Genomic DNA, 22,033 nt, shown 5'->3' with positions numbered 1-22,033 from the left:
CTTTGTGAAAAAAATCACATAATATATCTTTTCCCCATGATACGATGTGGATGTAAAGAAGAGAGACAAACCAATACGAACCTTTAGGAGGATGAGGGAGATGGCTGTAAAGAATGAAGTCGCCCCAACAAAAGAACCGACAGCAGGTCAGTATATTCAAACGTTAATTGATAAAGCGAACAAAGCACATGCAGCTTTCATGTCCATGGATCAGGAGCAGATTGACCGGATTGTGCAGGCAATGGCCCTTGCGGGACTGGATAAACACATGATGCTCGCCAAAATGGCCGTGGAAGAAACGGGACGTGGTGTGTATGAAGATAAGATTATTAAAAATATATTCGCAACAGAGTATGTTTATAACAGCATTAAATACGAAAAAACAGTAGGTGTTATTGAAGATAATGAGTATGACAGCTTCCAGAAAATTGCGGAACCGGTTGGTATCATCATGGGGATCACACCAGTGACCAATCCGACATCCACAACGATGTTTAAAGCACTGATTGCCATAAAAACACGGAACCCGATTATCTTTGGTTTCCACCCATCTGCACAGAACTGTAGCCGCGAGGCAGCGAAAATCTTGCTTGAAGCTGCTGTGAAAAACGGTGCTCCGGCAGACTGTATCCAATGGATTGATGATCCATCCATGGATCGTACCAACGCATTGATGAACCACAACGATGTTGCTCTCATCCTGGCGACAGGCGGATCAGCAATGGTACGGGCGGCGTACAGCTGCGGTAAACCGGCACTGGGCGTAGGGCCAGGTAACGTACCATGCTTTATCGAGAAAAGTGCAGATATCAATCAGGCGGTAACGGATTTAATCCTGTCGAAATCTTTTGATAACGGAATGATCTGTGCATCCGAGCAAGCGGTCATTATTGAAGAACCGATCTTTGACCAAGTGAAAAAGAAAATGATCACCAACGGCTGTTATTTTGTAAACAAAGAAGAGGCAGCCAAATTGACAGCAGGTGCAATCAACGCAGAGAAATGTGCGGTTAATCCATCCATTGTAGGTCAGTCCGCTGTGAACATTGCCAAAATGTGCGGCATTGAAGTACCGGCAGGCACTAAAATTTTGGTAGCCGAGATTGAAGGTGTAGGCACCAAATTCCCATTGTCCGCCGAGAAACTGAGTCCGGTGCTGGCATGTTACAAAGTTAAATCTGCAAAAGATGGTATTGAACGCGCAGCAGAAGTGGTTGCTTTTGGCGGAATGGGTCACTCTTCCGTAATCCACTCGAACAATGAAGAAGTCATTAACCAATTTGCGGATCGTCTGCAAACCGGCCGGATTATCGTGAACTCACCTTCCACACATGGCGCAATCGGGGATATCTATAATACGAATATGCCATCACTGACACTGGGTTGTGGATCGTACGGACGTAACTCGACATCTTCCAACGTAACTGCTGTGAACCTAATCAATGTGAAAAGGGTGGCTCGCCGTACCGTGAATATGCAATGGTTCAAAGTGCCGAACAAAGTCTACTTCGAAAAAGGAGCAACACAATACCTTGCCAAAATGCCGGACATTACGCGTGTAGCCATTATTACGGATGCGATGATGGTCAAACTCGGATATGTGGAAAAAGTGGAGCATTACCTGCGTCAACGTCAGACACCGGTAGCGATTGAAGTCTTCTCTGAAGTTGAGCCAGATCCATCAACAACAACAGTAGACCGCGGTACAGCCATGATGGAACGCTTCCAACCAGACTGCATTATCGCACTCGGTGGCGGATCACCAATGGATGCTGCCAAAGCCATGTGGTTGTTCTATGAATATCCAGATACGGACTTTAACAATCTGAAACAAAAATTCATGGATATCCGTAAACGGATTTACAAATATCCAAGACTCGGATCGAAAGCAAAATTCGTAGCCATTCCGACAACATCCGGTACAGGTTCGGAAGTCACATCGTTTGCGGTAATTACCGATAAAGAGCATGGCAATACGAAGTATCCGCTCGCTGACTATGAATTGACACCAGACGTAGCGATTGTTGACCCTGAGTTCGTATACAGTTTGCCAAGAACCGCAGTAGCCGATACCGGTATGGACGTATTGACACATGCGATTGAAGCGTACGTATCCGTTATGGCGAATGACTACACAGACGGTCTGGCAATTAAAGCGATTCAACTGGTGTTCCAATACCTGGAGCAATCGTCAGTGCAAGGCGACAAACTGGCACGTGAAAAAATGCATAATGCATCCACAATTGCAGGTATGGCTTTTGCCAACGCATTCCTGGGTATTAACCACAGCTTGGCGCATAAATGGGGCGGACAGTACCATACCGCACACGGACGCACCAATGCCATCCTATTACCACACGTTATTCGTTACAATGCGAAAAAACCGACGAAATTTGCATCGTTCCCGAAATATTCGCACTTTGTGGCAGATGAGCGGTACGCCGAAATCGCACGTATTCTAGGATTGCCAGCACGTACAACCGAAGAAGGCGTGAACAGCTTGATCAAAGCCATCCGTGATCTGAACAAAAAACTGGGCATTGAGGAATCATTCCAGGAAATCGGCTTTGACGCCAAAGACTTCGAATCGCGTGTAGACTACTTGGCAGATCGTGCCTTCGAAGACCAATGTACAACAGCGAATCCAAAACTGCCGCTGGTAACTGAGCTGGCCGATGTGTACCGCAACGCTTTCTACGGCAAATTTGAATAATAAGCAGCATAAATTACAACTAGCCATTTCAGGTTAAGGTAATAGATTCAGGGGTTCTCCACTTTGGGGAGCCCCGATTGCCGTATCGTTGCATAGCCGAAGGAAAGAACATGGAGAACGGAAAGGAGGTGAGGTGAGAAAAAGGAAAGTGAGTAACGGCAGAAAACGATAGATCGTTGTAGGAGGTGATACAAAGAGGGCAGAAAATCGGAGGAGCGAAGCATTCGTTTTTCAGGAACGTTCTAGCCTCTTGCATGAGCGAGGATAACACGACGGCACACCAGTGGAGCAGTAGCAAAGCCGAAACTCGCGTAAACAGCAGAAAAATGGGCAGAAAAACGGAGGAGTGAAGCGTCCGTTTTTCAGGAACGTTCTAGCCTCTTGCATGAGCGAGGATAACACGACGGCACACCAGTGGAGCAGTAGCAAATGGCGGTGCTCGCGTAAGCAGTAGAAAAATGGGCAGAAAAACGAAGGAGCGAAGCATTCGTTTTTCAGGAACGTTCTACCCTCTTGCACGAGCGAGAATAACACGACAGCGCGTCAGTAGAGCAGTAGCAAAGACGGAACTCGCGTAAACAGCAGAAAAATGGGCAGAAAAACGGAGGAGTGAAGCGTCCGTTTTTCAGGAACGTTCTACCCTCTTGCATGAGCGAGAATAACACGACGGCGCACCAGTGGAGCAGTAGCAAAGGCGGTGCTCGCGTAAGCAGCAGAAAATGGGCAGAAAAACGAAGGAGCGAAGCATTCGTTTTTCAGGAACCTACTTGAAGTCCTTGGTTGCTCCGAGCATAGCGGAGTAATGGTTCCCCAAAATGGTAGGAACAAAGGGGACGGTGGCTGTTTGCACATTAGAGGTTCACACGATAACGGAGCGGGCAGGACAGACGGAAGAAGCGGAGCGTTCGCATTTATCCCCGGATTTTCACTTTGGAAAAGTGAATCGAAAAAATCCGGGGATAACGGCGATCTGAAGTTGTTCTGCCCGCGGAGTGGTCAAGTGTGAACAGCCCTCGTATTGTGCAATAAGACAACATCCAAAGTTTGTGATAAAAATCACAGATGGTGTGACTTGCTCGACGTATACTGAAAATATAAGAAAAACATTCATCCCGCGGTTCCGGTTCCCCAGTAGAGAGAACGTGTTCCGGGTTATGTGAAACAATTCACAAAAAAATCGCGGCTTTGGACACATAATGATACGTTTATTTCAAAAATATAATGTGTCCAGAAATCCAAAAAAGCGGAGGGATTACGATGTCGGTGATCGAAAAAGATGTTAAACAACAAACAGGCTGGAGAAACTTTACCAAAGGAACATGGACCAAGACGGTTAACGTGAATGATTTTCTGGAACATAACCTTTCCCCATACTATGGTGATGAGGCGTTCCTTGCAGGTGCAACCCAGAATACCAAAGAATTGTGGGATATTGTATCTGACCTGACCAAGAAAGAACGGGATAACGGTGGTGTGCTTGACGTTGATGTAAATACGCCGGCGACAATTACTTCCCACCAACCAGGATACTTGGATCAGTCCAAAGAGCAGATTGTCGGGGTTCAAACAGATGCTCCGTTCAAACGTTCCATTCAGCCATTCGGCGGAATTCGAATGATGATCGATGCTTGTGAAGCATATGGTTTTGAAATGCCTCAAGGTGTCATTGATATATTTACTAACATTCGTAAAACGCATAACCAAGGTGTATTTGATGCTTACACTTCCGAGATGCGTGCAGCACGTAAAGCAGGTATTATCACAGGTTTGCCGGATGCATACGGTCGTGGCCGGATCATCGGAGACTATCGCCGGGTTGCTTTGTACGGAGTAGACTTCCTTATTCGTAACAAAAAAGGTGAACTCAATTCACTCGAAGTCGACGTAATTGATGAAGATGTTATTCGTTTGCGCGAAGAGTTGTCTGAACAGATTCGTGCACTGCAAGAACTGAAACAACTGGGTGAGATGCATGGCTTCGATATTTCATTGCCAGCAACAACGGCTAAAGAAGCATTCCAATGGCTGTATTTTGGTTACCTCGCAGCGATCAAGGAGCAGAACGGTGCCGCAATGTCCCTTGGACGTGTATCCTCCTTCCTGGATATTTACATTGAACGTGATTTGCAAGAAGGTATCCTGACGGAAGAACAGGCTCAAGAACTGGTTGACCACTTTGTCATGAAACTGCGGATTGTCAAATTCCTGCGTACGCCGGATTACAACGAATTGTTCAGTGGTGACCCAACATGGGTAACGGAATCCATTGGTGGGATGTCTGTCAACGGTGAAACGCGCGTCACTAAAAACAGCTTCCGTTTCCTGCACACACTGCACAACTTGGGACCTGCACCGGAGCCGAACTTGACTGTCCTGTGGTCCACGAAGCTGCCTGAAGCTTTCAAAGATTATTGCAGTAAAGTATCTATTGAAACCAGCTCCATCCAATATGAGAATGATGATCTGATGCGTCCAATCTACGGCGATGATTACGGTATTGCCTGCTGTGTATCCGCAATGAAGATCGGTAAACAAATGCAATTCTTCGGCGCACGTGCCAACTTGGCGAAAGCATTGCTATATGCAATCAACGGTGGACGTGACGAAAAATCAGGAGCACAGGTTGGTCCAGAATATCCTGCGATTACAAGTGAAGTACTGGACTATAATGAAGTGATGAAACGTTTCAAACCGATGATGGAGTGGCTGGCTAAACTGTATATGAACACTCTTAACGTGATCCACTACATGCATGATAAATATAGCTACGAGCGGATCGAAATGGCGCTTCATGACCGAGACATTTTACGTACGATGGCTTGCGGTATCGCGGGACTTTCGGTAGCAGCTGACTCACTCAGTGCGATCAAATATGCCAAAGTTAAACCGATTCGTAATGAACAAGGCATTGCGGTTGACTTTGAAATCGAAGGTGAATTCCCTTGTTACGGCAACAACGATGACAGCGTGGACAGCATTGCTGTAGAGCTGGTAGAAAGCTTTATGAGTATGATTCGCAAGCACAAAGCATATCGTAACGCAATGCCAACGCAATCTGTGCTGACCATCACTTCCAATGTCGTGTACGGTAAGAAAACAGGGACAACACCAGATGGACGTAAAGCAGGCGAACCATTTGCACCAGGAGCAAATCCAATGCACGGCCGGGACAAAAAGGGCGCACTCGCATCCCTCGGTTCTGTAGCGAAATTGCCTTATGAACACAGCCTTGATGGTATCTCGAACACCTTCTCCATCGTGCCTAAAGCATTGGGTAAGGAAGATGCTACGCGCAAATCCAATCTGACAGCGATGATGGATGGATACTTTGGTCAAAATGCGCATCACTTGAACGTAAACGTATTTGATCGTCAGCAACTGATTGATGCAATGGATCACCCGGAACAATATCCGCAATTGACTGTACGGGTGTCGGGTTACGCAGTTAACTTCATTAAACTGACGCGTGAGCAGCAACTGGATGTCATCAACCGTACGTTCCACGGTTCAATGTAAGTCACTTTTACAGTAATCCAGATCGAGTATCCGGATTTTAAATAAAAATCAGGCGCACAGCGGATGCGAAAAGAAAGGAAGAGGCAGCATGGTTAACGGACATATTCATTCACTCGAAACTTTCGGGACGGTAGACGGCCCAGGCATCCGCTTCGTGCTTTTTATGCAAGGATGCCTGCTCAAATGTCAGTATTGCCACAACCCTGACACTTGGGCACTGGATGGCGGGAAAGAGATGACACTGGAGAAGGTACTGGCTGAGATTCAGCCGTACCTGTCCTACTACCGCAGCTCTGGCGGCGGACTTACCATATCTGGCGGTGAACCTACACTGCAAGCACATTTTGTAGCTGAAGTATTCAAGGAAGTAAAACGTCGTTGGGGACTTCATACTACGCTGGATAGCAACGGTTTCAATGAACCGGATCGTATCCATGATCTGCTCGATAACACAGATTTGGTATTACTCGACCTGAAACATATCGATGACGAGAAACATATCAAGCTGACGGGGAAATCCAATGAACGTACGCTGAAGACAGCAAGATGGTTATCCGATCATGGTCGAAAAATGTGGATCAGACATGTATACGTGCCTGGTATTCATGATCAGGAAGAGGATTTGTTGAATCTCGGGCGTTTCATTGGCACGCTAAATGGAGTAGAGAAGTTCGAAATTCTTCCTTATCATCAAATGGGGATCTACAAATGGGAGGCACTGGGTAAAGTTTATCCGCTGGATGGAGTGCCTTCACCAACTGAAGAAGAAGTTGAACGGGCGTATCGTCTGATTGAACAAGGCCGTGCAGAAACAGCAGGTTTGGCTTGTTCAGGCAAATAGATTCACATTTAATCAAGCAACCTTTACGAGCTTTGACTCGTAGGGGTTGTTTTTATTTTTAGAGACGGATTTTAATATGAAGTGCGACACCTACTGGAAATAAATGAAAAATGGCCCATGGCCGGATTCGTGTAGAATGAAGGTTCCTACACCACATTCACACAAGGAGAATCCACCATGAGCTACACACATCTTAGCATAATTAAGCGCAGCAAGCTAGAAATCCTCCATCGGCAAGGTCATAGTTCAAGAGCCATCGCAAAGGAATTGGAAAGGCATCCTTCGACGATTTGTCGTGAGTTGGAACGCACTACATCTGCCGAGGTATACCATGCGGAACAAGCCCAGCAAGCTTACCATGAACGGCGAAAAGCTTCTGTATCGCCAGGCAAGTGGTCTAAGGCCTTAGCGAATTCGCTGGAGGAAAAACTCCATGAGACATGGTCTCCAGAGCAAATCATGGCACGTTTTCGCATGGATGGCTTGCCTGTGGTTTCCTTCAGAACGATCTATCGCTGGATATACAAAGGCAGACTGGTTCAAGGCAGGCTACGGGTTCTCCGTCATAAAGGAAAGCGACAGAAACCCGCTGAAACTCGCGGTAGATTCCGCGTTGGAAAGCCCATTGCTGAGCGTCCCAAAGAGGTTCGCTCTCGTGAAACATTTGGACACTGGGAGCTAGACACGATGGTTTCGAGTCGTGGAAAAAGCAAAGGATGCATCGCCACATTCATTGAACGCAAGACACGTCTGTATACGGCTATACTCATGCCAGATCGAACAGCCTTATCGATGGAAATTGCCCTTGGCGTAGCCATCTCACAATACCCGAAGGGCACGTTTCTCACCGCTACGGCAGACCGTGGTAAAGAGTTTGCCTGCTATGCGAATGTGGAAGCCACCCATAACCTGGACGTTTATTTTGCTGATCCGTACTCATCTTGGCAGCGGGGTTCCAATGAAAATGCAAACGGGCTACTTCGAGAGTTTTTTCCGAAAGGATTGGATCTTGCCGAAGTAGAAGATGACGAGCTTGCCCGTTCACTCGATTTAATCAATAACAGACCCCGTAAATGTTTGGGATGGAAAACCGCTCACGAATCTTTTTCAAAGGAACTGTCGCACTTGGCTTGACAATCCGTCAAAATAAAAGGAGTCGATAGATATGGTTAAGATTACTTTCTTAGATGGAACCGATATTACAATTAACGATGAGGCTGTGATATATGGTTATACAAATTTTTCCGATAATCCGGAAAAGGAATTCTACTTAAAAGAATTTTACACCAATTCTAATAGTGGAATTGAAGGTAAGAAAACTTCCCGATTGACAACATATGATGAGAAAATTGGTATTATGGGATTCATACTTTCAGTTGATTGTTTTTTAATTGGAGAAGACACGAAGAACAGCATACTTTATCGTTCTACAGCAGTAAAATCTGTAGAAAATTTGGACTTCTATTTTGATTAATATAAAGCATCCCTTCGGGGTGCTTTTGTTGTTTACAGAACATATATAACAGCCAAATGAAAAACACCGCTGAAGGATATCCTCCAACGGATAATCATTGACAATTAAAGGAATCTGGTGTTCTTGATAAGGAGACTTACTCCACTAGGAAGTGTTTCAACTGTACCAAGTTCCTCAAAATCGATATTGTAGTGTAAAAGCAAGTCGCGAGTATTAGAGTTGATATAACTAAAGTAGTCATAGTCTGGGAAATTGGGATCTTCATAGGAATTGGTTGCATAATGGAGTATCTGACGCTCTTTTGTGTATGGTATTGCATGCTGAGCACGTGTGACTTGTTCATTCTGAAGAGGTTCCATGATTTGTCTTTGCAATATTCCAGAATCCCTTAGTGAGTCATGACCAATAACATAGTACATTTTATAATGCACCTACTTATAACAAGTTTAATTCGACATAAATAGAGGTAAACCCTTCCTGCATGTCGAATTAAACTTGTTATAACAATAGCTAGGAGTGAACAAGATGAGTGATAAATTATCTAGTATCATTGAAAAGATGGGAGTAGAAAAGGTTAACATCGAAAAATTAAAAAATGAACAAATTGGTGCCCTTAAACAATTGTATAGCAGTGTAAGAAGTTGGTTTGAAAACAACGAAAGTAAGAGCATTAAAATTACTGAGGAAGAGACGTTTGATATTACAACAGGATATACTGAACTTGAAATTCAATTTACAGAAGTTCATCGAGTGACTATTCGACCTCATGTCAGTTATCCCGAAGGCAAGTTCTTTGTTCATGTGAATTACTATAAAGAATACACAGGACTGTCTGATCTTACAACTTCCCCAGCTAACACAACTAAGCTGATTTATTCTTCAGGAGAATGGGAGATACAACCGAACTTTAATTTTGAAACACAGAACGAGTTGTTTACTGAAGATTCTTTCATGGAGGATCTGGAACAGAAAATGTTTAGGAATTAAGCATCCTTATGGGTGCTTTTTTTTATATATGCTGACAGTACGATTGAGTAGTAGCCAAACTGACCACGACTGAATAGCTGTACTCCGAAATTGCTGTTACCAATTCCACGACTCGACATAATTATGACGGTGAAATGTGTATCGGATCGTAAGACTTGTCTATGTGGATGAGTTTGTTCATATTTATATAATTAATGTGACAGTATCACTTTTTAAAACATAGTAGATAGAGACTTATTGTTGTATAATTGTGGTAGTTATGTAGGAATAGTATGTACAGTATTATCATTAGTTATCTGAGTGAAATAATACTTTCATCATTAATCTATCTATCTATCTATCTATCCTCACATTTGAATTGGAGTTGATCAAAATGGAATTAGTTAATTCTTGGGAAGACATTAAAAGTAACATGCAGACATTTGATGATTACAGATGGTCAAAGGATTACAATAGATACTATAGAAAAAGAATTGAGCTAGGGATATGTTTTATAGTATGTATGGATGACAATGGAAATAGAAATTTTTATCCAAGCAGATTCATTGGATATTCCAACAATTCAGCACTGAATCATACGGATCATGTTGAGAAGCATGGTCGCGATACTAATGAGATCATTAACACCATCTTGGGTAAAACTCCTGAGCAGAATGAACAGATATTGAAGTGTTTTGAAGATTTTTGCGTAAAAATGGATATCAATTACAAAGAGAATGGAACAGGGGATAATCCTAGAAGGTTTTGGGTTTACAACTAAACGCAATTTGTTTTCGTTTCAGCAAAATTATTCTTTCATAAGAAAAGGAGTGTAAGTTAAATGGAAACTGTTAAGATTGGACAAGGATACGAAGCACCAAATGGGGACTATTGTGGCATTAGATTTCAGCAAGAAGGAGAACAAATCATAGAGGTTAGACTAACAGGCTCGGCAGCAGCAGTAATTAATTCTAACAAAGAGGCTTACGGAGAGGTATTCAATTGGATTGAAGAAGTTGGACTTGCCATTATAAGTACAGGAGAAATTTCTTCTTTTCAAGTGATCTTGGTGGATTCGACTAGAATCAATGATAAGGCTTTTGTGGTTGAAAATTGGACTCAGCTTCGAAAATAAATGAAAATTTGTTGAATTAATATATGTGCAACAAAAAATTCTACGAATGAGAGGGATTAATATGGGTGATTTTGAAAATGCAGTTATCAATCTATTGGAAAAATTAAATGGAGTAAAAGGGTACACTGATGACAACGGAGTAGCGAGAGTGATGGATAACGATGATTTAATGGATGCTATTAAAAAAGTAACAGAAAAGTTAAGTGATATAGGTAAATTAAGAACAAGACTTACAGAAATTGATATTGTCCAAGAAAGTCAAAAGATTTAGTTGAAACATCAAGTGGGGGAGGTGAGTATGAGTTCTATTTACATAATTTTAGTAGATAAAAGAGTAGTTTTATTTTGACATTAAAGGAGTGAAGGTGTGGACATAATAGGCACAATCATTACTGCAACCATTTCCTCAGCTGCGGTTGCAGCATTAATAAATATGTTAAGCAACGACAAAAATCAAAAATTGAAATACATAACTGAAGAAAGAGCAAAGTGGCGCGCGGATGTCAAAATGAATGCTTCCAGAATTTATTCTGGCGATTACAAGGGTGGTACTGAGCTTAAAACTCTCACCACACATTTAATGCTGAGTTTAAATCCACTCAAAAATACAGTAGATGTACTCGATCATAAAATCACTGAGCTGCTAAAAGAAATAGAATCTGGAGAAGTGAAACCCGAAGCTCTTAATGATTTTAGAATTTATATTGGAATCTTATTAAAGTTTGATTGGGAAAGATCAAAGAACGAGGCATTGCCATGGTACAAAAGGGAGCTTGAAGACACAATTAAAAGAAGATATTTAATTTCTTTTTATTCACAAGAATGTAAAAGGCAAAGTAATGAGCATGATTAGAATATGTTAAAACGAATCTTTTATAAGGAGTGTATATTTAATGGAACTCACAGCAAGCCAAATCAATGTAATTGAGATATTAACTGAGTCAGAGGGTCTTGATTTTGACATTGCCAGAAAGATTGCTATTGAAAGAAATGGAGACCTTTCTAAAGCACGAGTTGTAGCCTCAGATTACAAACTTCACGAGAGCCACAAGAGTAAAGGTGAAATGTGAGGCTCAAGTAAATTATTAGGAGGGAAATATTAATGGAAAAGACAAGATGGTTTATTGTATGTCCTAATTGTGAAACCGAAGAAGAAATGGATGATGAGTATACCGAAGATGATTTAGATAAGAAAGGTTTCCTTTTAGATGCACAAAGAAAAAGAGTGATTAAACATTGTATACCATGCCTTACAAATGGAAAGCGCTGAGACCGCTAGGAGAAAGAATATATGAAATATGACTTTTTTGGAGAAAGTGGTGAGATAACTTGAAAAACAATACTATTGTACTTTATGGTCTTGCTGTTGGTTATATTTTGTTGGCTCTAGCTTCTTTAAAGTTTGATGTTCCTAGTAACTATACTGCTGCTGCTGCGGTTATTGCATTTTTTCTAACGGTTTTTGATTTTTTTAATATCACAAAGGAATTTACAAAGAATAATTTAGGAAGAAAAATTCAAAGCATATTAGCAACTTCGACTTTGATATTTATAGTAATTTTAACAATTTGTTTATCATATTATTTTGATAAGTTTCTCGAAAAAGAATATGTAGATGCTATAAGTAATTATGTAACCTATGCAGCAATTGGAGTAGTGTTTATAACTAAGGGAATGGAAAGCAGACATAGAAAGGATTAAGTGAAACTTACATTTGATGAGAAAGTGAGGTTAGAGAATTGAAATATTATTCGATGCCTGAAACAAAGCAAGAATGCTCGACACTCATATACAGTTGTGGTTAATCTATATGCTAGTCAGGATGACACGGAAGAATACATAACAGAACGTGAGAGTTAATTCTGATGAGAAGCTGGATAAAGAGGAACTGGCACAACGAACAGCAAATGTAGTACATGGATTGATTGAGTTTCGTGCAGAGTTTCAGAGTTATGATCAAGTTCAGATTGTGGGAATTGCTTTTGCAAATGCATAAGACAGCGAGAAATGAAACTATTGAATAGGATGTAGATTACTATTATAGATGTCAAAGGTTTATTTCATAAAGACAGGGGAGAGATCAGGATGAACGTAAACGATAAGATACTTGAAGGATTCGCTAGAATGGCTATGGCTGACTACGATGTAAAAGAAGCAATGGGAAAACTTGAAGAGACTCAAGAAAAATATAAAGATGTAAGAGTCGAGGGATGTGTTCAAGAAATCTTAAATATTCTAAATGAGAACAAAAAACTAACAGAAGAAAATCTAAGGTTAATTATTGGAGCTTTAGCTGTCAATCTTAAGGATATATATGTGAAATAACTATTTTATTTACATTTAATTAAGATCGGTAAGACAGAGAATTATTACACCTTCTGAAAATCAAAATACAATAAACAGAATGAGGTATGCACAATCGATCAAGAATTAGCTTTAAAAAGACTTGAAGAACAAATTTCTAAAATTGAAGATTTGAAACGAATACTCAGAGGAGCTTCATCGCCTGAATTCAAAAAGTGGCAAAGAGACACTGAGGTTCTAATCACTAAAATATTTGGAGATGAAACCCGTCATTCAAACGATTTTAATGGAATAAATTATTATCTCTTTTTCTCTCATCGGAATACTCCTGACTCCAAACGTATTGAGGCCTATCAAGAAGGTTTGAATGAAGCCGCATCGGTGCTGAAATCATTTATGGAAGAAATAACTGATTTCGGAATAACTAATTCAATATCTAGTATTACGAAGCCATATGATACTGTTCTTAAACTTTGTAATAGGTTTCATATGGTCGTTAGACAGTTGAGATCAAGACATAATAATAGATCTACTCTTGATATTAATGATGAATATGACGTACAAGATTTGTTTCACGCACTACTGTTGCTTGATTTTGATGATGTTAGACCAGAAGAATGGACACCAAGTTATGCAGGGAGCAGCTCAAGGGTGGATTTTTTATTAAAGAAAGAGCAAATTATTATTGAAATTAAAAAAACTAGAAAAGGACTGGCAGCGAAAGATGTTGGAGATCAACTGATAATTGACATTCAAAAATATCAGAGTCATCCTGATTGTAAAATGCTAATCTGTTTTGTTTATGATCCAGAAGGAAGAGTAGCAAACCCCTTTGGGATTGAGAGTGATTTGAGTAGAGAATTCGAAGGGATTCCAGTAAAAGTTGTTATTAATCCAAAATGATTTTACAGATAAAATGGCTATTTCAATGAGAAGGAGTGAGTGCATTTAGTGGAGTACGCCGTGCATTATATTTCGCCGGATGATTCAACAAAGATATTCCATGAAAAGCTACCAGTTGATTTAAAAAACAGGTATAGAAACACGAGTTATATCTACAAGGTAGTTTATGAAGTTTACACCGGGGAAGAAGACAGCTTGGAAAAGTCAATTACATTGACGAGTGAGAAAGAACTGAACATCGATGAGTTATCAGATAGGGTTGCGGTTATATATGACAATGAAAGTGAGTTTAATGATTATCGTCTATATCAACTTGTTGCCATTTATGTGAAAGTGGCCTATATAAATGATTAGGTAAATGACTTGTTACCACGAGTAAACGGAGGAGATATCATGAATGCTTTTACGCTACTAGATCCATCCCATAAGGATGATGATGGGATTATTCGTTTTTTTAATGTATCAGCCAACATGATCGATTATCGTGGTGACAGGGACTATTACATTGATATTTATCCAATGGAAGCCAAAATACTTAAAGAAAAAGAAGACAGAATACCATTTCAAATTAACGGAAGATCAAGAACTACCATTAAGAAAAAATCGTTAACAAAGAATAAATTCGGTGAAGTTTATGGATTTAACCCATTTGGGATTGGGTCTAGTTTAAGTTGCTATCATGAAGAGATAGATATTACAATCAAACTGTGTATTGAAGATATGTGGAGAAAAATAGAGAGTAGAGATAACATTACCGACTGGGTGTTTAATTTCAAAGACAAAGAGCCAACTATTTATGGAAGAGAATAGATGAAAGATGTGTTTCATTGTCTTAATGTTTATGAGGTGACTTATGTTTATTGAGGACACTCCTGATGGATATAGAGTAAGTGTGGAACGCAATTTAGAAAATCAGTGGAGCGTAAGAATTACTGAAATTAAAATAGGACATAAGTATGTCGTGGTTGGCCCCTTATACAGTAAACAACGGCACATGGTAGGTCGAGAGTGTGTTGTAATTGACTTCTTAGAAAATAAATGTGGTTTTACCGACAAGGCAAAGGTAAGATATAACGATACCAATAGAGTGGGCCAAGTATCGTTAGGGAATTTAGCTAGCTCGTGATATTAACTAGACATCTTTTTGTAATGAAAGTTTTGAGTGAATGGGAGATGAAAAGTATGGCAGAGCTTTGTATTTGTGGATGTGGTAGATATGCAGCTAAGGGATCTTCTTTTAATAATGAAAAATGCAGTCTGAGCTACAATCCTAATGACTATCCTTATGAACAAGATGATGAAGATAAAAAAAGCTAATATGTATACTATCATGATATGCAAGTTTGATTAAAATTTAGAAGGAGAGTATTTGTGGTGGAAAACTGGAGGCTAAGCAAAGAAGAATATAAAATACTTCTCTCATACATAGGCTGTGGCGATATTCCTAATGCTGATATTTTAGTTTTCGGGGCACAGGGGGGTATGGTGTAACAGAGAATGTGAAAGCCAGAACGCAGTTAATTTTAGCTGGTGGGGATGTTAGCAATTACAGTATTGAGGCTAAAAATTGGCGAGAGGGATTTTTTTATCCAGATTCAGATCAACTTCTTGCAACTCATGAGAATAAACGGACAAAAGATTTTACTGCTGGTGTATTTAATGCTGCCATTGCAAGGCTTTGTCTAGCCCATGAACGAAGCTCAAGCAACAATTGGTTTCAAGGTGCTGCTAATGTATTGGCATATGAAGCAATCAAAGAGTACATTGGTAGAAGACTTTATAAGCCAAGAGCTGAAGGAATTCAAACTGCTTTGATTGATTGGAGGCCACTCCCTAGGTTAACTGAGAGAATCTGGCCGATTGAATATGGAGCCGTTGCAGCATCACCTGAAGACAAACCAAATCAAGATAATCCCTATTTAGCGGTGTTCAATAAACTTAAAGGCAGATTCAATCCCAAAAAGTATGCCACTACAAGTTTTAGTGACTTCAAAGAAGATATGAATTTTAGAGCAAGTATAATAAAAAATGCTTTAATAAAATCGAAAGCGCAAATTCTTCTTGGGATTGGTGGAGCGGGTGGCTTTAAAAAGGATGCTCTTGAAGTAATGTTTGGAAAAGATATTTTTTCAACAATACCTTTTACATGTGATATGAGAAACAGCAAGGGACAGTTACAAAAAGCATTTAAAGCAGAAGTACCATTAGATAACAAGACCTTGTATATTTTCTTAATACCATTTCCTTCTGCTGGACAAGGGTTTTCATCTCAAGAAAATGGCTTGGGTATGCTGGAGGAACTTTCAAACAATTATTTGGAACCAATTTTGATGAAGACTAAATAAAATGTATAGATTTGATAAAGACATATAATTAAACCCACCAATTAAATGGCGGTTTTTTTGTTGCGTTCAAATAGCAACAGAACATTATCACTAAACTCCGAAAGGCTGGCGCAAAGGCATGCAAAAGAGAACCAAATGGAGCACATTACTATATGTATTTAAAGTTTGACTAGGATTCATTGAGATATGGAAAAGAACGTGTAGTCAGTAAGTAGCAAAGACCGGCTACTAGTCTATACTTTAAGAAGATGAATCAAATACATATTTCATGCAAAAAAAAGATCCCTGCAAAAGCAGAGATCAGTTGAGTCGGCCTAAAACCTTAATTTCTTTATTAGTTTAATAACCAGAAACACTATGATAAATATAGCAATATATGACCCAATTAATGAGGAGATGTTGATTTCATAGCTATAACTAATAGGAATAACAGTAAATAGGTTGATGCTGCCTGATAACAGTTCACTACTCCTTAAAGTAAGGTAAGGATACATCATCCCAAATTTGTACTCATAGTACAACTGTCCCGTAATAAGTTTAGAGGGTAATATTGTGGACAGAATGAACACAATTATCGATGAAATTGTTACAGTAGAGTATTTTCTCAGGAACATCTTTCCACAACCTTATTATTTATAGTTTTTCCAGCTATCTGTAAACTGAACCATTTGTTCTTTTTCAATTTTGAAAGGAGTACCAGATAGGCCATATGTCAGAACACCAGTTGCTTGAATATCGGCATAGAGGCCGTTACTTTGAACCTTAACTTCCCCTCTTTTATGTGACCAAGAACCAATTGCAAAACCATCTTGGTAACTGTCTTTTACTGTACCACCAACAAAAGTGCTACCATCAAGTTTGATATCGTAAACGATGAGCATATCGACATACCCGATAGCTGGAATTCCCCAAAAAACCTTTCCAATTCTGTTTTTGTGGGTTGTAACAGCACGAGTCTGGAATTGAGGTTCTTCAGAAATTTCAACTTCATAATCAAAGTCTACATCATTTTCTTTATAGATTCCCTCTAAGTAATTGTGTAGCTCGTTATTTGACATAGATGCTACTTCGTTGACAAATTCATCTGTTAACTGAGTAGAATCTATAGTAATGTTCACTGTGTCATATTCTTTGTTAAGTGCTTGAATTTCAGTGTTAATTTTGCCCAGAAGTTGTTCCTTATCAACATCATTGCTGGGATTAGCAAATACGGAGGCTGACATGGAGAATGTTAGTACAGATGCAAGTAAAACAGATACTAGTTTTTTCACAATAAGTTCTTCCCTTCATACTATTTATTAATTTACCCTCTGTCAATTACATTAACATCTCTGAAGTGGGTAAACTAGGGAATTATTAATAAAAGGTTAATATTTACTAGAATAATAGTTGTTTTTACCAATAAAGTATTATGTATATATAGGTATAAAGAATGAAAATTCGACATGTATCTACAATATGATAGATATCAATGCATTGTTAAAGGCAAGATTTCCATGAATTGAACAACTCATAAGGATTGAAATAAAAACTTCAAAAAATTATAGATAGGTCGTTTTTAATCTAATAATCCTGAGATTGATTAATCAATTCAATTAAACCTTGTATTAAGAGGTCATGCTTTATGATGAGAGTTCATACAGTTACTTTGTAATAAACGATTCTTTCCAGTATTATTGAGATTAATTAATTACATATATTTTTGGAGGTAGTGTCGATGAATGAGATAAACGAAGAAAAGTTAGCCCTAAGTTTAGGTTGTATTGCGGTTGGATCAAAAATAAAAGTCAGAGGGCGGTTTTACAAAGAATTTAATGTACCAAGGCATGAAGATGTCATTTTAACCGCTATTCCCACAGAAAGTGGAGAGGGTATATATTTTCTCTCTGAAGATGATATACACTTCACTCCTAAAGACGTGGCTGGTCGTATTGATGAACCAATAGCGTTTAGTTGGTAAATGACAAGTTTGATTTGAAAAAGGGGTGGAGCAATCCACCCTATAGTTTTACCAATTTATCTTCAGTAATATCATATTTATACACTGAGCCATTAGTGAGTTCTACATAGTAAAATCCCCAAGTAACGATGTGATCAGGATGATCTTCATAAACTCTGATTACGAAATACTTTCCATCATCACTGTATCCTTCATCCATCATTCCAAGCTTGTATTTATCTACGTCTTTTTTAATCTTTGCATACACATACTTATAAGCGTTATCCTCATTAACAATAAACTTTGGCTGTTTACCAATATAGAGATTGTCCCCTTTAATAGAAATAGATTGATTGAATGCTTGACTTACACTTCTAGCTGGCACATATGTAGTGTTGTTGTATGTAATGGCACTGACGTTAGACTTCTTTGTTCCGTCTACATACAGGTTCAGTTTTTGAATAGCTGCTTTGATTGGCGCACTATTTGTTGCTGCAAATGCTGTAGCTCCAGTTATCGTTGATCCAATTAGGATTCCTATTACTAAACCTTTTAATTTGTCTTTCATTATAATGCTCCTCTGTTATATGTAGTATATTACTTATTATAGTATACAATTATTTTGATATAGCAGACTACATGAGAATAGACTAACTGATACGTAAGGGGGTATTATCTCGATTTAATTTATGATGACAGGGTTGGAACGATTATTGTCGTAATAGTAATAATGCAAACACAAAAAAGGAGAGAGCTATATGCCTAGATTTATTGAGATTGAAGAGATTATTGGTGACCACAAGCATAGCAGTCTTGCAGGAATTGGAGCGATTAATTATATATTTAACTATGAAGGCATGGCAGTAATTAAAACTACTAAAGGCTTTGTGATTACAAACAATAGTTATGAAGTTTTTAAAGTACTGTTAGCACCATACCAGTTCAATGAGACTGAAATAAATGGAACTTTGTTACAAGTAGCTGGATTGAATACAAAAGACAGACCTATTAAAGCAATTATTAATTTAAACAAAATAAGTTCACATTCTGGTGGTCAACATGGTGTAATTCAATTTGAAGATGGGAGCTCAATCGAATCGACGTTTATCCCTCAAGCGTCAATTATTAAATTGAAATTGAATCAAGGGGATTATATTCTTCGTCACAGTAAAGAAGAGTAGATATAAATAAAAATGGCATAAGAAGAATTTGGTCAAGACCCCATTTTGTAGACATTATAAAAAGACCCTAAGCCGCAAACTGGCGTCGGTACTCTACTGGCGTCAATTTTTTTAGTTTTCGTTGTGGCCGTTTTTGGTTATAAAAACGAATATAATTTTTCGATTTTGCTTTGTGCTTCGGCAAGCGTTCGGATATGATAAGGATAGAGTCCTTCCGTTTTGAGATGCGAGAAGAAACTCTCCATTGAGGTATTGTCATAACAATTTCCTCGTCGAGACATGCTGATTCGGGCGCCAACCTTTGGCAGCATGTCGTGGTAAGCGTGAGACGTGTACTGGAATCCCTGGTCGCTGTGAACGACGAGTCCAGTCACGTCTTTTTGCTTCGCGAACGCTTTGCTGAATGTGCGGAGCACGAGTTCATTGTCGTTGCGTTCACCATTTCGTAAGCCACAATCTCGTTATTAAACAAATCCTTTATGGCCGAAAGATATATCCAGCGCTCTCCTACACGATACTGGGTAATGTCCGTGACCCATTTCTGATTTGGTTTTTCTGCACTGAAGTCCCGCTTCAAGTGATTCTCTGCTACGCGCTGAGCAGGTGCATACGAACTGCTAGAGTGCCGTTTACGACGAATTCGAGATTGGATACCGAGCGTTTGCATCAGCCGAAGTACCTTTTTGTGGTTCATCCAAATTCCTTGATCTTGCCAAAGGAACAGTTGGAGCTGTCGATACCCGTATTTGCCTTCATATCGTTGATAGGTTTGAAGTACTTGTTTCTTCGCCTTTGCATCGCGATCGAATTGATTACGTTTTACATAGGCATAAAATCCACTCCGGGACACGCCAAACACATGGCAGAGTTTCTGAATATCACCGTTTTCCGCTACCTTTTCTATGATCTGAAATCGTTCTTGTTTGCTTCCTCCTTCCAGATGACCAAGCACTTTTTTAGCAACTCATTCTCCCGTTTCAGTTTTTGCACATAGCGTTCTTGATCCAAGTATTCTTTCCGTCGACCTCGCTGATCCATCAGTCCAAACTCACCTTGTTTCCGATATTTTCGCATCCAGCGCTTCATTCGTCCTGGGTCATGAATCCCCAGATGTTCATTAATCTTTCGATAAGTCCACCCCTCAACTGTATGCAGGCGAATAGCCTCATTTTTTATCTTCTCCGAATACGTTTTAAACTTTTGTCCCTTGATCGCCATAAAAAATGCACCCCCTAGAATTCATCGGTTAAACCCATGGGTTTTTCCAATGTCTATTCTAAGGGGTGCACTTCACGAATGAGGGTGGCTTTTTATGACTCATCTTTTATTAGTATTTAGGAATATTAAGAAAAGTGACCCCAGCATTCTCCAAGTCACCATTTACATCCCTACACAAAGAAATTTTCAAAGCCTCATGAGCTTTTGCATGTTCTTCTGGATCACCTGATATTTTGAGTGTAATCTTAAAACCTTTGCTGTTTTTTTTCAGTATATAAGAGTTTAGATCCATCTGAAAATTCGCTGTACTCATAAATATCACCACCCAAAATAACCTGTTCTCCAGGATAAGAAACTTTAGTTAATGGCTTTTCCATTTGACGGATTGTAATATGAAGTGCGACATCTACTGGAAATAAATGAAAAATGGCCCATGGCCGGATTCGTGTAGAATGAAGTCACCACAACAACCATTCACACAAGGAGAATCCACCATGAGCTACAACACACATCTTAGCATAATTGAGCGCAGCAAGCTAGAAATCCTCCATCGGCAAGGTCATAGTTCAAGAGCCATCGCAAAGGAATTGGGAAGGCATCCTTCGACGATTTACCGTGAGTTGGAACGCACTACATCTGCCGAGGTATACCATGCGGAACAAGCCCAGCAAGCTTACCATGAACGGCGAAAAGCTTCTGTATCGCCAGGCAAGTGGTCTAAGGCCTTAGCGAATTCGCTGGAGGAAAAACTCCATGAGACATGGTCTCCAGAGCAAATTATGGCACGTTTTCGCATGGATGGCTTGCCTGTGGTTTCCTTCAGAACGATCTATCGCTGGATATACAAAGGCAGACTGATTCAAGGCAGGCTACGGGTTCTCCGTCATAAAGGAAAGCGACAGAAACCCGCTGAAACTCGCGGTAGATTCCGCGTTGGAAAGCCCATTGCTGAGCGTACCAAAGAGGTTCGCTCTCGTGAAACATTTGGACACTGGGAGCTAGACACGATGGTTTCGAGTCGTGGAAAAAGCAAAGGATGCATCGCCACATTCATTGAACGCAAGACACGTCTGTATACGGCTATACTCATGCCAGATCGAACAGCCTTATCGATGGAAATTGCCCTTGGCGTAGCCATCTCACAATACCCGAAGGGCACGTTTCTCACCGCTACGGCAGACCGTGGTAAAGAGTTTGCCTGCTATGCGAATGTGGAAGCCACCCATAACCTGGACGTTTATTTTGCTGATCCGTACTCATCTTGGCAGCGGGGTTCCAATGAAAATGCAAACGGGCTACTTCGAGAGTTTTTTCCGAAAGGATTGGATCTTGCCGAAGTAGAAGATGACGAGCTTGCCCGTTCACTCGATTTAATCAATAACAGACCCCGTAAATGTTTGGGATGGAAAACCGCTCACGAATCTTTTTCAAAGGAATTGTCGAACTTGGCTTGACAATACGTCTTTTAGAAAAATGACTCTGATTAAAACATGCTGGA

31 protein-coding genes are annotated in these 22,033 nt (G+C 39.9%); 24 read left to right on the top strand and 7 right to left on the bottom strand.

Going from position 1 to position 22,033, the window contains the following annotated elements:
• The first annotated feature begins 100 nt into the window (after positions 1-100).
• The 21 genes from adhE to AC1VYS_RS18415 all read left to right on the top strand — a co-directional run bounded on the left by adhE (position 101) and on the right by AC1VYS_RS18415 (position 16,197).
• A complete protein-coding gene (adhE, locus tag AC1VYS_RS18515; RefSeq protein WP_482910925.1) occupies positions 101-2,713 on the top strand; it encodes a bifunctional acetaldehyde-CoA/alcohol dehydrogenase in 2,613 nt (870 codons plus the stop codon).
• A gap of 815 nt (positions 2,714-3,528) precedes the next feature.
• Entirely contained in the window at positions 3,529-3,687 is a 159-nt protein-coding gene (locus AC1VYS_RS18510) for a hypothetical protein (protein WP_482910924.1), read from the top strand.
• A 283-nt stretch (positions 3,688-3,970) separates the two neighbouring features.
• Positions 3,971-6,229 (top strand): formate C-acetyltransferase, encoded by a 2,259-nt coding sequence (pflB, locus tag AC1VYS_RS18505; protein ID WP_482910923.1) that lies wholly within the window; start codon positions 3,971-3,973, stop codon positions 6,227-6,229.
• Positions 6,230-6,317: 88 nt separating this feature from the next.
• Positions 6,318-7,070 carry a pyruvate formate-lyase-activating protein gene (gene pflA, locus AC1VYS_RS18500; RefSeq protein WP_482910922.1) on the top strand — a complete coding sequence of 251 codons (753 nt, stop codon included), beginning with the start codon at positions 6,318-6,320 and terminating at the stop codon, positions 7,068-7,070.
• Between the two features lie 177 nt (positions 7,071-7,247).
• Positions 7,248-8,204 (top strand): IS30 family transposase, encoded by a 957-nt coding sequence (locus AC1VYS_RS18495; RefSeq protein ID WP_482910921.1) that lies wholly within the window; start codon positions 7,248-7,250, stop codon positions 8,202-8,204.
• Positions 8,205-8,235: 31 nt separating this feature from the next.
• Positions 8,236-8,544, top strand: a complete 309-nt coding sequence (locus tag AC1VYS_RS18490; RefSeq protein ID WP_482910920.1) for a hypothetical protein — start codon at positions 8,236-8,238, stop codon at positions 8,542-8,544.
• A 525-nt stretch (positions 8,545-9,069) separates the two neighbouring features.
• Positions 9,070-9,531: a hypothetical protein gene (locus AC1VYS_RS18485; RefSeq protein ID WP_482910919.1), complete on the top strand. Its 462-nt coding sequence runs from the start codon at positions 9,070-9,072 to the stop codon at positions 9,529-9,531.
• Positions 9,532-9,904: 373 nt separating this feature from the next.
• Positions 9,905-10,291: a hypothetical protein gene (locus tag AC1VYS_RS18480; protein ID WP_482910918.1), complete on the top strand. Its 387-nt coding sequence runs from the start codon at positions 9,905-9,907 to the stop codon at positions 10,289-10,291.
• 60 nt (positions 10,292-10,351) lie between these two features.
• A complete protein-coding gene (locus tag AC1VYS_RS18475; RefSeq protein WP_482910917.1) occupies positions 10,352-10,645 on the top strand; it encodes a hypothetical protein in 294 nt (97 codons plus the stop codon).
• 61 nt (positions 10,646-10,706) lie between these two features.
• A complete protein-coding gene (locus tag AC1VYS_RS18470) occupies positions 10,707-10,916 on the top strand; it encodes a hypothetical protein (RefSeq protein WP_482910916.1) in 210 nt (69 codons plus the stop codon).
• Between the two features lie 96 nt (positions 10,917-11,012).
• Positions 11,013-11,498, top strand: coding sequence for a hypothetical protein (locus AC1VYS_RS18465; protein WP_482910915.1), 486 nt, complete (start codon positions 11,013-11,015; stop codon positions 11,496-11,498).
• A 40-nt stretch (positions 11,499-11,538) separates the two neighbouring features.
• The gene (locus AC1VYS_RS18460; RefSeq protein ID WP_482910914.1) at positions 11,539-11,715 is read left to right on the top strand and encodes a hypothetical protein; all 177 of its coding nucleotides are present in this window, start codon (positions 11,539-11,541) and stop codon (positions 11,713-11,715) included.
• 32 nt (positions 11,716-11,747) lie between these two features.
• Positions 11,748-11,915 (top strand): hypothetical protein, encoded by a 168-nt coding sequence (locus AC1VYS_RS18455; RefSeq protein WP_482910913.1) that lies wholly within the window; start codon positions 11,748-11,750, stop codon positions 11,913-11,915.
• Positions 11,916-11,974: 59 nt separating this feature from the next.
• Positions 11,975-12,346, top strand: coding sequence for a hypothetical protein (locus tag AC1VYS_RS18450; protein WP_063562938.1), 372 nt, complete (start codon positions 11,975-11,977; stop codon positions 12,344-12,346).
• 148 nt (positions 12,347-12,494) lie between these two features.
• Positions 12,495-12,641 (top strand): hypothetical protein, encoded by a 147-nt coding sequence (locus AC1VYS_RS18445; protein WP_482910912.1) that lies wholly within the window; start codon positions 12,495-12,497, stop codon positions 12,639-12,641.
• 89 nt (positions 12,642-12,730) lie between these two features.
• Positions 12,731-12,970, top strand: a complete 240-nt coding sequence (locus AC1VYS_RS18440; protein WP_482910911.1) for a hypothetical protein — start codon at positions 12,731-12,733, stop codon at positions 12,968-12,970.
• 150 nt (positions 12,971-13,120) lie between these two features.
• Positions 13,121-13,852, top strand: a complete 732-nt coding sequence (locus AC1VYS_RS18435) for a PD-(D/E)XK nuclease domain-containing protein (protein ID WP_482910910.1) — start codon at positions 13,121-13,123, stop codon at positions 13,850-13,852.
• 60 nt (positions 13,853-13,912) lie between these two features.
• Entirely contained in the window at positions 13,913-14,206 is a 294-nt protein-coding gene (locus tag AC1VYS_RS18430; protein WP_482934395.1) for a hypothetical protein, read from the top strand.
• A 39-nt stretch (positions 14,207-14,245) separates the two neighbouring features.
• Positions 14,246-14,662: a hypothetical protein gene (locus AC1VYS_RS18425; protein WP_482910908.1), complete on the top strand. Its 417-nt coding sequence runs from the start codon at positions 14,246-14,248 to the stop codon at positions 14,660-14,662.
• Positions 14,663-15,034: 372 nt separating this feature from the next.
• The gene (locus tag AC1VYS_RS18420) at positions 15,035-15,169 is read left to right on the top strand and encodes a hypothetical protein (protein ID WP_482910907.1); all 135 of its coding nucleotides are present in this window, start codon (positions 15,035-15,037) and stop codon (positions 15,167-15,169) included.
• Between the two features lie 182 nt (positions 15,170-15,351).
• Positions 15,352-16,197: a hypothetical protein gene (locus tag AC1VYS_RS18415; protein WP_482910906.1), complete on the top strand. Its 846-nt coding sequence runs from the start codon at positions 15,352-15,354 to the stop codon at positions 16,195-16,197.
• 629 nt (positions 16,198-16,826) lie between these two features.
• On the opposite strand, the gene AC1VYS_RS18410 is transcribed toward AC1VYS_RS18415, so the two are convergent.
• Positions 16,827-17,468, bottom strand: a complete 642-nt coding sequence (locus AC1VYS_RS18410) for a hypothetical protein (protein ID WP_482910905.1) — start codon at positions 17,466-17,468, stop codon at positions 16,827-16,829.
• A 446-nt stretch (positions 17,469-17,914) separates the two neighbouring features.
• On the opposite strand from AC1VYS_RS18410, the gene AC1VYS_RS18405 reads away from it, so the two are divergent.
• Positions 17,915-18,157: a hypothetical protein gene (locus tag AC1VYS_RS18405; protein ID WP_482910904.1), complete on the top strand. Its 243-nt coding sequence runs from the start codon at positions 17,915-17,917 to the stop codon at positions 18,155-18,157.
• Between the two features lie 40 nt (positions 18,158-18,197).
• On the opposite strand, the gene AC1VYS_RS18400 is transcribed toward AC1VYS_RS18405, so the two are convergent.
• On the bottom strand, positions 18,198-18,704 hold the full coding sequence (locus AC1VYS_RS18400) for a stalk domain-containing protein (protein ID WP_482910903.1): 507 nt from the start codon (positions 18,702-18,704) through the stop codon (positions 18,198-18,200).
• A gap of 190 nt (positions 18,705-18,894) precedes the next feature.
• On the opposite strand from AC1VYS_RS18400, the gene AC1VYS_RS18395 reads away from it, so the two are divergent.
• A complete protein-coding gene (locus AC1VYS_RS18395; RefSeq protein WP_482910902.1) occupies positions 18,895-19,317 on the top strand; it encodes a hypothetical protein in 423 nt (140 codons plus the stop codon).
• A gap of 67 nt (positions 19,318-19,384) precedes the next feature.
• Here AC1VYS_RS18395 and AC1VYS_RS18390 read toward each other — a convergent pair whose 3' ends face one another.
• The 5 genes from AC1VYS_RS18390 to AC1VYS_RS18370 form a co-directional block, all read right to left on the bottom strand.
• Positions 19,385-19,501, bottom strand: coding sequence for an IS3 family transposase (locus tag AC1VYS_RS18390; RefSeq protein ID WP_482910901.1), 117 nt, complete (start codon positions 19,499-19,501; stop codon positions 19,385-19,387).
• The gene (locus AC1VYS_RS18385; protein ID WP_482910900.1) at positions 19,455-19,733 is read right to left on the bottom strand and encodes a transposase; all 279 of its coding nucleotides are present in this window, start codon (positions 19,731-19,733) and stop codon (positions 19,455-19,457) included. Before AC1VYS_RS18385 ends, AC1VYS_RS18390 begins: the two co-directional genes overlap by 47 nt.
• Positions 19,688-20,269, bottom strand: a complete 582-nt coding sequence (locus tag AC1VYS_RS18380; protein ID WP_482910899.1) for an IS3 family transposase — start codon at positions 20,267-20,269, stop codon at positions 19,688-19,690. Before AC1VYS_RS18380 ends, AC1VYS_RS18385 begins: the two co-directional genes overlap by 46 nt.
• On the bottom strand, positions 20,218-20,535 hold the full coding sequence (locus AC1VYS_RS18375; protein ID WP_482910898.1) for a transposase: 318 nt from the start codon (positions 20,533-20,535) through the stop codon (positions 20,218-20,220). Before AC1VYS_RS18375 ends, AC1VYS_RS18380 begins: the two co-directional genes overlap by 52 nt.
• 109 nt (positions 20,536-20,644) lie before the next feature.
• Positions 20,645-20,848 (bottom strand): hypothetical protein, encoded by a 204-nt coding sequence (locus AC1VYS_RS18370; RefSeq protein WP_482910897.1) that lies wholly within the window; start codon positions 20,846-20,848, stop codon positions 20,645-20,647.
• 181 nt (positions 20,849-21,029) lie between these two features.
• On the opposite strand from AC1VYS_RS18370, the gene AC1VYS_RS18365 reads away from it, so the two are divergent.
• Positions 21,030-21,989: an IS30 family transposase gene (locus AC1VYS_RS18365; RefSeq protein ID WP_482910896.1), complete on the top strand. Its 960-nt coding sequence runs from the start codon at positions 21,030-21,032 to the stop codon at positions 21,987-21,989.
• The last annotated feature ends 44 nt before the right edge of the window (positions 21,990-22,033 follow it).

It is taken from the genome of Paenibacillus sp. G34 (assembly GCF_056856875.1).
The sequence above is the reverse complement of the archived record's forward strand: the minus strand, read 5'-3'. Positions and strand labels throughout refer to the sequence as shown.

What these genes read in the sequence shown, in the direction of transcription:
- AC1VYS_RS18495 (WP_482910921.1), top strand. Translation starts at nt 7,248, where the DNA reads ATGAGCTACACACATCTTAGCATAATTAAGCGCAGCAAGCTAGAAATC.
- AC1VYS_RS18365 (WP_482910896.1), top strand. Translation starts at nt 21,030, where the DNA reads ATGAGCTACAACACACATCTTAGCATAATTGAGCGCAGCAAGCTAGAA.
- AC1VYS_RS18510 (WP_482910924.1), top strand. Translation starts at nt 3,529, where the DNA reads ATGGTAGGAACAAAGGGGACGGTGGCTGTTTGCACATTAGAGGTTCAC.
- AC1VYS_RS18375 (WP_482910898.1), bottom strand. Translation starts at nt 20,535, where the DNA reads ATGGCGATCAAGGGACAAAAGTTTAAAACGTATTCGGAGAAGATAAAA.
- AC1VYS_RS18485 (WP_482910919.1), top strand. Translation starts at nt 9,070, where the DNA reads ATGAGTGATAAATTATCTAGTATCATTGAAAAGATGGGAGTAGAAAAG.
- adhE (WP_482910925.1), top strand. Translation starts at nt 101, where the DNA reads ATGGCTGTAAAGAATGAAGTCGCCCCAACAAAAGAACCGACAGCAGGT.
- AC1VYS_RS18460 (WP_482910914.1), top strand. Translation starts at nt 11,539, where the DNA reads ATGGAACTCACAGCAAGCCAAATCAATGTAATTGAGATATTAACTGAG.
- pflB (WP_482910923.1), top strand. Translation starts at nt 3,971, where the DNA reads ATGTCGGTGATCGAAAAAGATGTTAAACAACAAACAGGCTGGAGAAAC.
- AC1VYS_RS18490 (WP_482910920.1), top strand. Translation starts at nt 8,236, where the DNA reads ATGGTTAAGATTACTTTCTTAGATGGAACCGATATTACAATTAACGAT.
- AC1VYS_RS18405 (WP_482910904.1), top strand. Translation starts at nt 17,915, where the DNA reads ATGAATGAGATAAACGAAGAAAAGTTAGCCCTAAGTTTAGGTTGTATT.
- AC1VYS_RS18455 (WP_482910913.1), top strand. Translation starts at nt 11,748, where the DNA reads ATGGAAAAGACAAGATGGTTTATTGTATGTCCTAATTGTGAAACCGAA.
- AC1VYS_RS18420 (WP_482910907.1), top strand. Translation starts at nt 15,035, where the DNA reads ATGGCAGAGCTTTGTATTTGTGGATGTGGTAGATATGCAGCTAAGGGA.
- AC1VYS_RS18370 (WP_482910897.1), bottom strand. Translation starts at nt 20,848, where the DNA reads ATGAGTACAGCGAATTTTCAGATGGATCTAAACTCTTATATACTGAAA.
- AC1VYS_RS18475 (WP_482910917.1), top strand. Translation starts at nt 10,352, where the DNA reads ATGGAAACTGTTAAGATTGGACAAGGATACGAAGCACCAAATGGGGAC.
- AC1VYS_RS18440 (WP_482910911.1), top strand. Translation starts at nt 12,731, where the DNA reads ATGAACGTAAACGATAAGATACTTGAAGGATTCGCTAGAATGGCTATG.
- AC1VYS_RS18480 (WP_482910918.1), top strand. Translation starts at nt 9,905, where the DNA reads ATGGAATTAGTTAATTCTTGGGAAGACATTAAAAGTAACATGCAGACA.
- AC1VYS_RS18470 (WP_482910916.1), top strand. Translation starts at nt 10,707, where the DNA reads ATGGGTGATTTTGAAAATGCAGTTATCAATCTATTGGAAAAATTAAAT.
- AC1VYS_RS18425 (WP_482910908.1), top strand. Translation starts at nt 14,246, where the DNA reads ATGAATGCTTTTACGCTACTAGATCCATCCCATAAGGATGATGATGGG.
- pflA (WP_482910922.1), top strand. Translation starts at nt 6,318, where the DNA reads ATGGTTAACGGACATATTCATTCACTCGAAACTTTCGGGACGGTAGAC.
- AC1VYS_RS18400 (WP_482910903.1), bottom strand. Translation starts at nt 18,704, where the DNA reads ATGAAAGACAAATTAAAAGGTTTAGTAATAGGAATCCTAATTGGATCA.
- AC1VYS_RS18395 (WP_482910902.1), top strand. Translation starts at nt 18,895, where the DNA reads ATGCCTAGATTTATTGAGATTGAAGAGATTATTGGTGACCACAAGCAT.